This window comes from Pseudonocardia sp., from assembly GCF_035305885.1.
Classification (GTDB): domain Bacteria; phylum Actinomycetota; class Actinomycetes; order Mycobacteriales; family Pseudonocardiaceae; genus Pseudonocardia.
Window position 1 is genome coordinate 113,838 of sequence record NZ_DATGOP010000065.1, and the last position, 13,480, is coordinate 127,317.

At 70.6% G+C, this 13,480-nt stretch carries 7 protein-coding genes and 1 pseudogene; 6 read left to right on the forward strand and 2 right to left on the reverse strand.

The window, feature by feature from the left end:
* Positions 1-32: 32 nt before the first annotated feature.
* The 4 genes from VKZ81_RS13545 (at position 33) to rplL (ending at position 2,814) form a co-directional block, all read left to right on the forward strand.
* Positions 33-602, forward strand: coding sequence for an Rv1363c family protein (locus VKZ81_RS13545; RefSeq protein WP_324241874.1), 570 nt, complete (start codon positions 33-35; stop codon positions 600-602).
* A gap of 79 nt (positions 603-681) precedes the next feature.
* On the forward strand, positions 682-1,548 hold the full coding sequence (locus VKZ81_RS13550) for a hypothetical protein (RefSeq protein WP_324241875.1): 867 nt from the start codon (positions 682-684) through the stop codon (positions 1,546-1,548).
* A 282-nt stretch (positions 1,549-1,830) separates the two neighbouring features.
* On the forward strand, positions 1,831-2,376 hold the full coding sequence (gene rplJ, locus VKZ81_RS13555; protein ID WP_324241876.1) for a 50S ribosomal protein L10: 546 nt from the start codon (positions 1,831-1,833) through the stop codon (positions 2,374-2,376).
* 39 nt (positions 2,377-2,415) lie between these two features.
* Complete coding sequence (gene rplL, locus VKZ81_RS13560; RefSeq protein ID WP_324241877.1) at positions 2,416-2,814, forward strand: 50S ribosomal protein L7/L12; 399 nt, start codon at positions 2,416-2,418, stop codon at positions 2,812-2,814.
* 66 nt (positions 2,815-2,880) lie between these two features.
* Here the strand turns inward: rplL and VKZ81_RS13565 are convergent, their stop codons facing one another.
* Positions 2,881-4,545 carry a class I adenylate-forming enzyme family protein gene (locus VKZ81_RS13565; RefSeq protein ID WP_324241878.1) on the reverse strand — a complete coding sequence of 555 codons (1,665 nt, stop codon included), beginning with the start codon at positions 4,543-4,545 and terminating at the stop codon, positions 2,881-2,883.
* Positions 4,546-5,167: 622 nt separating this feature from the next.
* Between VKZ81_RS13565 and rpoB the strand changes: the two genes are divergently transcribed.
* Together rpoB and VKZ81_RS13575 are read left to right on the forward strand one after the other, a co-directional pair.
* Positions 5,168-8,668 (forward strand): DNA-directed RNA polymerase subunit beta, encoded by a 3,501-nt coding sequence (gene rpoB, locus VKZ81_RS13570; RefSeq protein ID WP_324241879.1) that lies wholly within the window; start codon positions 5,168-5,170, stop codon positions 8,666-8,668.
* Between the two features lie 35 nt (positions 8,669-8,703).
* Positions 8,704-12,627, forward strand: a complete 3,924-nt coding sequence (locus VKZ81_RS13575) for a DNA-directed RNA polymerase subunit beta' (RefSeq protein ID WP_324241880.1) — start codon at positions 8,704-8,706, stop codon at positions 12,625-12,627.
* Positions 12,628-13,188: 561 nt separating this feature from the next.
* On the opposite strand, the pseudogene VKZ81_RS13580 reads toward VKZ81_RS13575, so the two are convergent.
* A pseudogene (locus VKZ81_RS13580) lies at positions 13,189-13,480 on the reverse strand (FAD-dependent oxidoreductase); the annotation flags it as partial.

Consider the following 13,480-nt stretch of genomic DNA (forward strand, 5'->3'; position numbering starts at 1 on the left):
GGATACCGGCCCCGACCCCGACGGAGAGCCGTATGACCGTCCTCGAGAAGCCCACGACGCAGCAGAAGGACCCGGAGCGGGCGCCGTCGTGGCGCCGCGTCGAGATCACCCCCGTCCGCGCGCTCGCGGCGCTGGTGGCGCTCGCCGCGTGCGCCGCCCTGTTCTTCGGCGTGCGGTGGGTCCTCGCGGCCACCGACGACGACCTCGAGCTCGCGGCCGAGCGCGAGGTCGTCCTGGTCGACGCGCGCCAGGCCGCCATCAACATCAACACGCTCGACTACCGCGACGTCGCGGCCGGGCTGGACCTGTGGGAGCAGTCGTCCACCGGCACGCTGCTCGACGAGTTCCGCCGCCTGCGCGGGGAGTACGAGCAGGTCGTCACGCAGGCCAAGCGCGTCACCGTCGCCACCGTGCCCGACGCGGCGGTCGCCGAGCTGGACCTGCGCGCGGGCACCGCCCGGGTGCTCGCCGCCGTCGACGTCGAGGTCCGGCCGGAGGGCCAGGACCCCGTCATCACCCGCCAGCGGCTCGAGCTGGAGATGACCCGCACCGACCAGGGCTGGAAGGCGAGCCGGGTGCACCCGGTCCGCACGCCGAGCTGACAGGAGCGCCCCGATGCCACCTCGTCCGCGTCCCCCGCGTCCCCGCCCGGCCGCGTCCCGCCGCCCCCGCGTCGCCGGGATGGCGCCCACCGCGGCCCGCCCCGCCGAGCGCGTCGAGGAGCCCGCGGAGCTCACCGTCGCCGCGCCCGAGCGGGGTGCGGCGAAGCCCGCCCGCCCGAAGCCCACCCCCGCGGGCGAACGGGTCGACCGCGAGGTCCCCACCGAGGAGAAGCCGCCGAAGCCCGGGCGCAAGCCGCGCGGCAAGCCCGCCCGCCGGGAGGAGGCCGAGCCGGCCGCCGACGGGACCGAACGCCTGCCGGTCGTCGCCGAGGAGGCCGACGAGCCCGAGACGACCACCGAGACCCGCGACGCGTCCGCGGGCGAGGAGGCCCCCGAAGCCGCCCCCGGCCGCGGCGCGCGGCTCGTCGCGCTGGTGCGGCGCCGGGCCGTCCCGCTGCTCGCGGTGGCGGCGCTCGTGCTCACCACGGTCGCCGTGGTCGCGGGCGTCCAGGACGCCCGGCTGCGCGGCGCCCCGTCGGCGGCGAACACCGCGCTCGTGGACGTGGGCGCCACCGCCGAGGTGGCGGCGCAGCTGTCCGACGCGGTCGAGACCGTGTACTCGTTCGACTTCGCCCGGCTCGACGAGAACGAGCGGGCCGCGCGCGAGGTGATCACGCCCGCGTTCGCCGCCGAGTTCGACCGGCTGTTCGCCGAGGTCAGGGCGCGGGCGCCGGAGCAGCAGGCCGTGGTGTCGGCCACGGTGACCCACACCGCGGTCAAGGAGATCACCGGCGACCGGGCCGTGGTGGTCGCGTTCGTCGACCAGCTGGCCACGCGCGCCGCACCGGACGCCGAGTCGCAGCAGCTCGCCGCTGCGGGGAGGCTCACGGTCACCGGCGAGCGGGTGGACGGCCGCTGGAAGATCGCGGCCGTGACGCCCCTGTAGGAGACCCCGACCTGCCAGGTCGGGGACGCGGTCGCGTATCCTCGTCGACGGTTCCACCGAAGACCGCAGGTCTGCGCCCTCCCGGGGGCGCACGAAGGCCCCGCACCCGCGGGCGGCCCGCGCAGGAGGACGAGGTCATCTCGAGGTGTGCGTCGCGCACGCCTCGATTCCGCCCCGTGCGCTCCTGCGCCGGGGCGTTCGTCGTCTCCGAGGTCGTCGTGTCCGAGGTCGCCACGGTGCGAACCGCAGGAATGACACCGACCACGACGAGAGGAGGCGAGGATGGCCCGACCCGACAAGGTCGCTGCGGTCGAAGAGATCGCTGAGAACTTCAGGGGCGCGTCCGCCTCGGTGGTCACCGAGTACCGCGGCCTGACGATGTCCCAGCTGACGACGCTGCGCCGGTCGCTCGGCGACGGTGCGACCTACCGCGTCGCCAAGAACACGCTGGTCAAGCGCGCCGCGCAGAAGGCGGGCATCGAAGGGCTCGACGATCTGCTCGTCGGCCCGACGGCGATCACGTTCATCCAGGGCGAGCCCGTCGAGGCCGCCAAGGCGCTGCGCGAGTTCGCCAAGACCAACCAGGGCCTGGTGATCAAGGGTGGCTTCATGGACGGTCGCCCGCTGACCGTCGACGAGGTCAACCGGCTCGCCGACCTGGAGTCCCGCGAGGTCCTGCTGGCCAAGCTGGCCGGCGCGATGAAGGGCACCATGGCGAGGGCCGCCGGCCTCTTCGCCGCCCCAGCCTCGCAGGTCGCCCGCCTGGCCCAGGCGCTGGCCGACAAGCGCGCCGCGGAAGAGGGCGGCGACGCCGCCACCGAGGCCTGATCCCACCCCAGCTCAGCAACACCCCAGAGAGGCACCACCATGGCGAAGCTGTCCACCGACGAGCTCCTCGAGGCCTTCAAGGACCTCACCCTCATCGAGCTGTCGGAGTTCGTGAAGAAGTTCGAGGAGACCTTCGACGTCACCGCGGCCGCCCCGGTCGCCGTGGCCGCCGCGGGCGGCGCTCCGGCCGCCGGTGGCGAGGCCGCCCCGGCCGCCGAGGAGAAGGACGAGTTCAACGTCGTCCTCGAGGCCGCAGGCGACAAGAAGATCCAGGTCATCAAGGTCGTCCGCGAGCTGGTCTCGGGCCTGGGCCTGAAGGAGGCCAAGGACCTCGTCGAGAGCGCCCCGAAGCCGATCCTCGAGGGCGTGGCCAAGGACGCGGCCGACGCCGCCAAGGCCAAGCTCGAGGAGGCCGGCGCCAAGGTCAGCCTGTCCTGACGCGGCACGGCGCACCCGAAGCGGCACCCCCGCCCAGCGGTTCCGGGCGGGGGTGCCGCTTCGCGTTCAGCCCCGTGCGCGCAGCTCGCGGCGCAGCAGCTTGCCGGTGACCGTCTTCGGGATCTCGTCGAGGAACTCCACCTGGCGGGGGTACTTGTAGGCGGCCATCCGCTCCTTGCAGAACGCGATCAGCTCGTCGGCGGTGGCCGTGCGGCCCGGACGGAGGCTCACGTAGGCCTTCACGGTCTCCCCGCGGTAGGGGTCGGGCACGCCGACCACGGCCGCCTCCCGCACGGCCTCGTGCTCGTAGAGCACGTCCTCGACCTCGCGCGGCCAGACCTTGTAGCCGCCCGCGTTGATCTGGTCCTTCTTGCGGTCGACGATGTAGAACCAGCCGTTCGCGTCCATGTAGCCGACGTCGCCGGTGTGCAGCGCCCCGCCGGGGATCGCGCGCTCGGTCTCCTCCGGCTTGTTCCAGTACCCCGACACGACCTGCGGGCCGCTCGTCACGATCTCGCCGATCTCGCCGGGCGGCAGCTCCTCGCCGTCGTCGCCGAGGATGCGCACGACGGTCGAGTAGATCGGCACCCCGACCGACAGCGCCCCGGAGGCGTCGTCGACGGGGGCCTCGACGCCCCGCGGCACGCCGTGCGAGGGCGACGTGGTCTCGGTGAGCCCGTAGATGTTGTGGATGTACTGGCCGAACGCCGCCGCGAACGCCTTCACCGTCGACGGCGGGATGGGCGCGCCGCCGGACCAGATCTTCGTGAGCGACGCGAGCGCGTCGCGCTCGGCGTTCGGGGCGTTCATCAGCGCGATGAACACCGTGATCGAGCCGACGGTGAACGTCGGGCGCTCCTCGCGGATCACGTCGATCGCGAGCGACGGCTCGAACCGGTGGAACAGCACGAGCGGCGCGCCGAGCAGCAGCGCCGTGGTGACGCCCGCGATCAGCCCCGTGATGTGGAACAGCGGCGCCACCCCGAGCACCACGTCGTCGGGCGTGAGGTGGCACCACTGCCGGTAGGCCTGGCTGTTGAACACCACGTTGCGGTGGGTGTTCATGGCGCCCTTCGGCGGGCCGGTCGTGCCCGACGTGTAGGTGAGGAAGGCGACGTCGTCGAGCGACAGCGACACCGGCGGCGGCGACTGCCCGCGGAAGCGGGCGATCAGCTCGCCCATGTCGACCGTGCCGGGCACGTCGATGCGCTCGGACCCGCCGAAGGCCCGCGGGTCGTTGCGGGTCTGGTACTCCAGCTCGGAGGTGGTGACGACGGTCTGCACGCCGGTGCGCCCGACCACCTCGCCCGCGACGTCGCGGTACAGGCTCTGCAGGCACACCAGCACCCGGGCGCCGGAGTCGGTGAGCAGCAGCTCCAGCTCCCGGGCGCGGTTCATCGGGTTGATCGGCACCGCGATGCCGCCCGCCTTCCACGTGCCGAGCAGCCCGATGACGAACTGCGGCACGTTCTGCAGGTACAACGCCACCCGGTCGCCCGCGGTGAGGCCGGCGTCGAGCAGGCCCACCGCGAACGCGTCGGACAGCTCGTCGAGCTCGCGCACGGTGATGCGGCCGTCGAAGTAGCGCAGCGCGTCGCCGTCGGGATTGCGCTCCAGCGCCGCCCGGAACATCGACAGCGCGTCGGTGTGCTCGAGCTCCAGGTCGTGCGGCTGGCCCTCCTCGTAGCGCGCCAGCCACGGACGTTCGTCGTAGATGCTCGTCGTGGACACCTTCGTCCTCCCCAGCTCGCCCCCGGCCGGCTGATCGTCAGCTCGGCCGCGCGGGGGTGTCAAGCGGGGCGGCGCCCGCCTGACCGGGAGTCGGGTGTCCGAGGTGACGGGGTGGGCACGGTCCGGCGACGGAGCGGTGACGGCGCGGGCGGCGGTGCCCGGGCCACGCGGCCCGTCCGAAGATCACCCCAACGGGCGGGGGGCCGTCGGTGAGCGGCAACTTGCCCGCTAGATGAGCCCCTCCGTGCCGTTCGTCCCGCGAAAAGGACCACTTACCGGCGCGTAGAGTCTTGACGGGGCGCGCTCGTCAAGTCACTCTTAGGTCTCGATGGTTGTCTCGGCGACCTGTCTCGACAGCGGCTGCATTTGCAGCTAGACTGCCTCTTTGCGCTGCCCTCGTCCAGCCGCGCGCGTCCGAGGAGTCCTCCCGCTCCAGGGTGTCCCTTCAGGGCCCACGTGCGTCTGGCGATGGCCGCGTCATGACAACAGACGGCGTGCGCCGCATCCCGCCAGTCCGCGAGCCCGTTCGCCCCGGACCTCCCGCCCGGGGCGGACGAGCAGACGGTAGCGCGTGGATGCCGGTGCCCGCCAGACGAGAGCGCAGTTCTCGGAAGGACGCATCTTGGCTTCGTCCCGCGCCACCAGCCCCCTCGCGACCCCCGCTGCCGTCTCGGCCAACCCGAACTTCCCCGGTGCGCCCACCCGGGTCAGCTTCGCGAAGATCCGTGAGCCGCTCGAGGTGCCCGACCTCCTCGACATCCAGATCCAGTCCTTCCAGTGGCTGATCGGTTCGGAGGAGTGGTTCCAGCGCCGGATCGACGCAGGCGACGAGAACCCGGTCGGCGGGCTCGAGGAGATCCTGCAGGAGATCTCCCCGATCGAGGACTTCTCGGGCTCGATGTCCCTGTCCTTCTCCGACCCCCGCTTCGACGAGGTCAAGGCCTCCGTCGAGGAGTGCCGGGACAAGGACATGACCTACGCCGCCCCGCTGTTCGTCACGGCGGAGTTCACCAACAACACCACCGGCGAGATCAAGAGCCAGACGGTGTTCATGGGTGACTTCCCGATGATGACGGACAAGGGCACGTTCATCATCAACGGCACCGAGCGCGTCGTCGTGTCCCAGCTGGTGCGGTCGCCCGGCATCTACTTCGACCACACCATCGACAAGACCACCGAGAAGGACGTCTACTCGGTCAAGATCATCCCGAGCCGCGGCGCGTGGCTGGAGTTCGACGTCGACAAGCGCGACACCGTCGGCGTCCGCATCGACCGCAAGCGCCGTCAGCCGGTCACCGTGCTGCTCAAGGCGCTGGGCTGGACCAACGAGCAGATCCGGGAGCGGTTCGGGTTCTCCGAGACCGTCCTCGCCACGCTGGAGAAGGACCACACCGCGGGCCAGGACGAGGCGCTGCTCGACATCTACCGCAAGCTGCGCCCGGGCGAGCCGCCCACGCGCGAGAGCGCCCAGACGCTGCTCGAGAACCTGTTCTTCAAGGACAAGCGCTACGACCTGGCCAAGGTCGGCCGCTACAAGGCCAACAAGAAGCTCGGCCTGGACATCGACCTCTCGGTGGGCATCCTCACCGAGGAGGACATCGCCACCACCATCGAGTACCTGGTCCGGCTGCACGCCGGCGAGACCACGATGCGGGTCGGCGACAAGGAGATCCCGGTCGAGGTCGACGACATCGACCACTTCGGCAACCGGCGCATCCGCACCGTCGGCGAGCTGATCCAGAACCAGGTCCGCGTCGGCCTGTCCCGCATGGAGCGCGTCGTCCGCGAGCGCATGACCACGCAGGACGTCGAGGCCATCACGCCGCAGACCCTGATCAACATCCGCCCGGTCGTGGCGGCGATCAAGGAGTTCTTCGGCACCTCGCAGCTGTCCCAGTTCATGGACCAGCACAACCCGCTCGCGGGGCTGACGCACAAGCGCCGGCTCAACGCGCTGGGCCCGGGCGGTCTGTCCCGGGAGCGGGCCGGCATGGAGGTGCGCGACGTGCACCCCAGCCACTACGGCCGCATGTGCCCGATCGAGACCCCCGAGGGTCCGAACATCGGCCTGATCGGGTCGCTGTCCACCTACGCGCAGGTCAACCCGTTCGGCTTCATCCAGACGCCGTACCGCAAGGTGGAGAACGGCCGGGTCACCGACCAGATCGACTACCTCACCGCCGACGAGGAGGACCGCTTCGTCGTCGCGCAGGCCAACTCGCCGCTCGACGAGGAGGGCAACTTCGCCGAGGAGCGGGTCCTCGTCCGGCGCAAGGGCGGCGAGCTCGACCTCGTCCCGCCGGCCGCGGTGGACTACATGGACGTCTCGCCGCGGCAGATGGTGTCGGTGGCCACGGCGCTCATCCCGTTCCTCGAGCACGACGACGCCAACCGCGCGCTGATGGGCGCCAACATGCAGCGCCAGGCGGTGCCGCTGCTGCGCAGCGAGGCCCCGCTGGTCGGCACGGGCATGGAGCTGCGCGCCGCGGTCGACGCCGGTGACGTGCTGGTGGCCGAGAAGGCCGGTGTGGTCGAGGAGCTGTGCGCCGACTACATCACGATCATGGCCGACGACGGCACGCGCACCACGTACCGGCTGAACAAGTTCCGCCGGTCCAACCAGGGCACGTGCAACAACCAGAAGCCGATCGTCGACGAGGGCCAGCGCGTCGAGGCCGGCCAGGTCATCGCCGACGGGCCGTGCACCCAGGACGGCGAGATGGCCCTGGGCAAGAACCTCCTCGTGGCGATCATGCCGTGGGAGGGCCACAACTACGAGGACGCGATCATCCTCTCGCAGCGCCTCGTGCAGGACGACGTGCTGACGTCGATCCACATCGAGGAGCACGAGATCGACGCCCGCGACACCAAGCTGGGCGCCGAGGAGATCACCCGGGACATCCCGAACGTCTCCGAGGAGGTCCTCGCCGACCTCGACGAGCGCGGCATCATCCGCATCGGCGCCGAGGTGCAGCCGGGCGACATCCTCGTCGGCAAGGTCACCCCGAAGGGCGAGACCGAGCTGACCCCCGAGGAGCGCCTGCTGCGTGCGATCTTCGGCGAGAAGGCCCGCGAGGTCCGCGACACCTCGCTGAAGGTGCCGCACGGCGAGAACGGCAAGGTCATCGGGATCCGCGTCTTCTCCCGCGACGACGACGACGAGCTGGCGCCCGGCGTCAACGAGCTCGTCCGCGTCTACGTGGCCCAGAAGCGCAAGATCCAGGACGGCGACAAGCTCGCCGGCCGCCACGGCAACAAGGGCGTGATCGGCAAGATCCTGCCCGTCGAGGACATGCCGTTCCTGCCGGACGGCACGCCGGTGGACATCATCCTCAACACCCACGGCGTGCCGCGCCGCATGAACATCGGCCAGATCCTGGAGACCCACCTCGGGTGGATCGCGCACTCCGGCTGGGAGATCGAGGGCAAGCCCGAGTGGGCCGAGAAGCTCCCCGAGGAGCTGTACTCGATGCCTCCGGGCACCCGCACCGCCACCCCGGTCTTCGACGGTGCGCGCGAGGACGAGATCACCGGCCTGCTCGCCTCCACGCGGCCCAACCGCGACGGCGAGCGGATGGTCGGCCCCGACGGGAAGGCCACGCTGTTCGACGGGCGTTCCGGCGAGCCGTTCCCCTTCCCGGTGGCCGTCGGCTACATGTACATCCTGAAGCTGGCCCACCTGGTGGACGACAAGATCCACGCGCGCTCCACCGGCCCGTACTCGATGATCACGCAGCAGCCGCTGGGCGGTAAGGCCCAGTTCGGCGGCCAGCGGTTCGGCGAGATGGAGTGCTGGGCCATGCAGGCGTACGGCGCCGCCTACACCCTGCAGGAGCTGCTCACCATCAAGTCCGACGACGTGGTGGGCCGCGTGAAGGTGTACGAGGCCATCGTCAAGGGCGAGAACATCCCCGAGCCGGGCATCCCGGAGTCGTTCAAGGTGCTCCTCAAGGAGCTCCAGTCGCTGTGCCTGAACGTCGAGGTGCTCTCCAGCGACGGTGCGGCGATCGAGATGCGTGACAGCGACGACGAGGACCTCGAGCGGGCCGCCGCCAACCTGGGCATCAACCTGTCCAGCCGGCCGGGCTCCGACTCGACGACGCTCGACGACGTCGTCAACTGACCCGCCCAGAGCCGAGACAACGAGAAGGACACATCTTGCTCGACGTCAACTTCTTCGACGAGCTTCGCATCGGCCTGGCCACCGCCGAGGACATCCGCCAGTGGTCGCACGGCGAGGTGAAGAAGCCGGAGACCATCAACTACCGCACCCTCAAGCCGGAGAAGGACGGGCTCTTCTGCGAGAAGATCTTCGGCCCCACCCGGGACTGGGAGTGCTACTGCGGCAAGTACAAGCGCGTCCGGTTCAAGGGCATCATCTGCGAGCGCTGCGGCGTGGAGGTCACCCGCGCCAAGGTGCGCCGCGAGCGGATGGGCCACATCGAGCTGGCCGCCCCGGTCACGCACATCTGGTACTTCAAGGGCGTCCCGAGCCGGTTGGGCTACCTGCTCGACCTGGCCCCGAAGGACCTCGAGAAGATCATCTACTTCGCGGCGTACGTGATCACCTCGGTGAACACGGAGCTGCGGCACCAGGACATGTCCACGCTCGAGAACGAGATGAGCGTGGAGCGCAAGCGCGTCGAGCAGCGGCGTGACGCCGACCTCGAGGCGCGGGCGCAGAAGCTCGAGGCCGACCTCGCCGAGCTGGAGGCGGAGGGCGCCAAGAGCGACGTCCGCCGCAAGGTGAAGGAGAGCGGCGAGCGCGAGATGCGCCAGATCCGCGACCGGGCCCAGCGCGAGCTGGACCGGCTCGAGGAGATCTGGAACACCTTCACCAAGCTCGAGGTGAAGCAGCTGATCGCGGACGAGGGGCTCTACCGCGAGCTCTACGACCGCTACGGCGACTACTTCACCGGCGCCATGGGCGCCGAGGCGATCCAGACGCTGCTGCAGAACTTCGACATCGACGGCGAGGCCGAGCGCCTGCGCGAGACCATCCGCAACGGCAAGGGGCAGAAGAAGCTCCGCGCCCTGAAGCGGCTCAAGGTCGTCGCGGCGTTCCAGTCCACGGGCAACAGCCCGATGGGCATGGTGCTCGACTGCGTGCCGGTCATCCCGCCGGACCTGCGCCCGATGGTGCAGCTCGACGGTGGCCGCTTCGCGACCTCCGACCTGAACGACCTGTACCGCCGGGTCATCAACCGCAACAACCGCCTCAAGAGGCTGATCGACCTCGGCGCGCCCGAGATCATCGTCAACAACGAGAAGCGGATGCTGCAGGAGGCCGTCGACGCGCTGTTCGACAACGGCCGTCGCGGCCGTCCGGTCACCGGCCCGGGCAACCGCCCGCTCAAGTCGCTGTCCGACCTGCTCAAGGGCAAGCAGGGCCGGTTCCGCCAGAACCTGCTCGGCAAGCGCGTCGACTACTCCGGCCGTTCGGTCATCGTGGTCGGCCCGCAGCTCAAGCTGCACCAGTGCGGCCTGCCCAAGGGCATGGCGCTCGAGCTGTTCAAGCCGTTCGTCATGAAGCGGCTGGTCGACCTCAACCACGCGCAGAACATCAAGTCCGCCAAGCGCATGGTGGAGCGCGGCCGCTCGCAGGTGTGGGACGTGCTCGAGGAGGTCATCTCCGAGCACCCGGTGCTGCTCAACCGCGCGCCCACGCTGCACCGCCTCGGCATCCAGGCCTTCGAGCCGCAGCTGGTGGAGGGCAAGGCCATCCAGCTGCACCCGCTGGTCTGCGAGGCGTTCAACGCCGACTTCGACGGCGACCAGATGGCGGTGCACCTGCCGCTGTCGGCCGAGGCGCAGGCCGAGGCCCGGGTGCTGATGCTGTCGAGCAACAACATCCTGTCGCCCGCGTCGGGCCGCCCGCTGGCCATGCCCCGCCTGGACATGGTCACCGGCCTGTACCACCTGACGCGCAAGCGCGACGACGCCCCGGGCGCGGGCCTGGTGTTCTCCTCGCCGGCCGAGGCGATCATGGCCTACGACCGGAAGACCCTGCACCTGCAGGCGCCGTGCAAGATCCGGCTGAAGGGCGTCGTCCCGCCGCCGGAGCTGGCTGCGAAGCTGGCCGAGGACGGCTGGCAGCCGGGCGACCCGTGGCTCGCCGAGACCACCCTCGGCCGGGTCATGTTCAACGAGCTCCTGCCCGACGACTACCCGTTCGTCAACGAGGAGCTGCCCAAGAAGCGCCAGGCCACGATCATCAACGACCTGGCCGAGCGGTACTCCATGACCGAGGTCGCGCAGGTGCTCGACCGCCTCAAGGAGGCCGGCTTCTACTGGGCCACGCGCTCCGGCGTCACGCTGTCGATCTCCGACGTGGTCGTGCCGCCGAACAAGCAGGAGATCCTCGACGCCTACGAGGCCAAGGCCGACCAGATCAACAAGCGCTACCAGCGCGGTGCCCTGTCGCACCAGGAGCGCAACGACGAGATGGTCAAGATCTGGACGCAGGCCACCGAAGAGGTGGCCAAGGCCATGGAGGAGCACTTCCCCGAGGACAACCCGATCCCGACGATCGTGAAGTCGGGCGCGGCGGGCAACATGACCCAGGTCCGGCAGCTGGCCGGTATGCGTGGTCTGGTGGCCAACCCGAAGGGTGAGTACATCCCCCGGCCGATCAAGTCCAACTTCCGCGAGGGCCTGTCGGTGGGTGAGTACTTCATCTCCACCCACGGCACCCGGAAGGGTCTGGCCGACACGGCGCTGCGTACCGCCGACTCGGGTTACCTGACCCGGCGCCTGGTGGACGTGTCGCAGGACGTCATCGTCCGCGAGACCGACTGCGGCACCGAGCGCAGCATCACGATGCCGGTCACCGAGGAGCTGGCCGACGGGTCGCTCATCCCGCACCGGTTCGTGCGCACCTCGGTGTACGCCCGCACGGCCGCCGAGGACGTCCAGGGGCCCGACGGCGAGTACATCGTCCGCAAGGGCGACGACATCGGCGACCCGGCGCTCGACGCGCTGGTGGCGGCCGGCGTCAAGACGATCAAGGTGCGCAGCGCGCTGACCTGCGCGTCGGCCACCGGCATCTGCGCCATGTGCTACGGCCGCTCGATGGCCACCGGCAAGCTGGTGGACGTCGGCGAGGCGGTCGGCATCGTGGCCGCGCAGTCGATCGGTGAGCCCGGCACGCAGCTGACGATGCGCACGTTCCACCAGGGTGGTGTCGCCGGCGACGACATCACCACCGGTCTGCCCCGCGTCACGGAGCTGTTCGAGGCCCGCGTGCCGAAGGGAAAGGCGCCGATCGCCGACGTGGACGGCACGATCCACATCGAGGACGGCGACCGGTTCTGGAAGATCACCCTCACGCCGGACGACGGCAGCGAGGAGATCGTCTACGACAAGCTGTCGAAGCGGCAGTGGCTGGCGATGACCACCGTCGACGGGGTCGAGCGGCCGCTGCAGGACGGCGACCACGTGAAGGTGGGCCAGCTGCTCCTCGAGGGCACGGCCGACCCGCACGAGGTGCTGCGCGTCATGGGCCCGCGCGAGGTGCAGCTGCACCTGGTGCGTGAGGTGCAGAAGGTGTACCGCACGCAGAGCGTGGACATCCACGACAAGCACATCGAGGTCATCATCCGGCAGATGCTCCGCCGGGTCACGATCATCGACTCGGGCTCCACGGAGTTCCTGCCCGGTGCGCTGGCCGAGCGCGCCGAGTTCGAGGCCGCCAACCGCAAGGCGGTGGCCGAGGGCGGCGAGCCGGCCTCCGGCCGTCCGGTGCTCATGGGGATCACGAAGGCCTCGCTGGCCACGGAGTCGTGGCTGTCCGCGGCTTCCTTCCAGGAGACCACGAAGATCCTCACCGATGCCGCGATCAACGGGAAGCGCGACAAGCTCGTCGGGCTCAAGGAGAACGTGATCATCGGCAAGCTGATCCCCGCGGGCACCGGCATCAACCGGTACCGCAACATCCAGGTCCAGCCCACGGAGGAGGCCCGCGCGGCCGCCTACGCGCTGCCGAGCTACGACGACGGCTACTACAGCCCGGACGTGTTCGGCACGGGCAGCGGCGCCGCGGTGCCGCTGGACGACTACGACTTCGGGCGCGACTACCGCTAGGTAGGCGCGAGCCGGCCGGGGGCCACGGCCCCCGGCCGGGCCGCCCGATGCCGCTGAACGGGGCCGGCCACCTCTCTCCCGTGGAGGTGACCGGCCCCGTTCGCATGTCAGCGGCCGGTCTGACCCGGGTTCCGCGGAACTCGTCCACCACCGGTTCTCGTGGTGCTTCAGCAGGAGGAGCAGGCCGCAGGAACGACGGCGCCGGGTATCGCGCACACCTCATCACCTGTGTTCGAGGCAACGATGACGCCCGGGTCTGACGATTTCGGGGCCCGAATTCGGGTTCCGCGGAACCCGGCGGTGCAGGGTGGCCACCTTCCCGAAATCGAGCGGGGGTCGGGACTGCCCGGCGAAGGCCTGCCCGTAGCAGCCGTGAAGACTCGCAGGTCGAGGGCCGCGGCAGCGATCGCGCGGCGGCGACCCCGGAGGCACCCTCGACCTGTGCGGAGCGGCCCCGCACGATCGGGGCGCCGCCAGGAGGCCCACCGGCCCGAGACAGCGCCGAGATCAACCTGAGAACTGGGGAATTCTGAACAACGATGTGGACAACTTCCCCACCGCCTAGCTCGCCGCCCTCTCCGCGAGCCGCGTGAACGCCGGCCGGAACGCCCGGCTCGACAACACCCGGTAGACCAGGTTGCGCCTGCGGATCCTCGCCGCGGTGGGCGGCGCGAGGAACGGTCCCGCGTGGCGGGCCTGCCGCTGCGCCTTGGCGACGGCCTGGCGCATCGTCGCCTCGTACCGGGCGAACGCGCCCGCGTGGTCGCCGCCTGCCGCGAGCTCGGCGGCGAGTACGGACGCGCCCGTCATCGCGAGGCCCGTGCCGCCTCCGCCGGGGCCCGTGGCCCACGCC

Coding starts and splice junctions, on each gene's coding strand:
- rplJ (WP_324241876.1), top strand. CDS start 1,831: ATGGCCCGACCCGACAAGGTCGCTGCGGTCGAAGAGATCGCTGAGAAC.
- rplL (WP_324241877.1), top strand. CDS start 2,416: ATGGCGAAGCTGTCCACCGACGAGCTCCTCGAGGCCTTCAAGGACCTC.
- VKZ81_RS13545 (WP_324241874.1), top strand. CDS start 33: ATGACCGTCCTCGAGAAGCCCACGACGCAGCAGAAGGACCCGGAGCGG.
- VKZ81_RS13550 (WP_324241875.1), top strand. CDS start 682: ATGGCGCCCACCGCGGCCCGCCCCGCCGAGCGCGTCGAGGAGCCCGCG.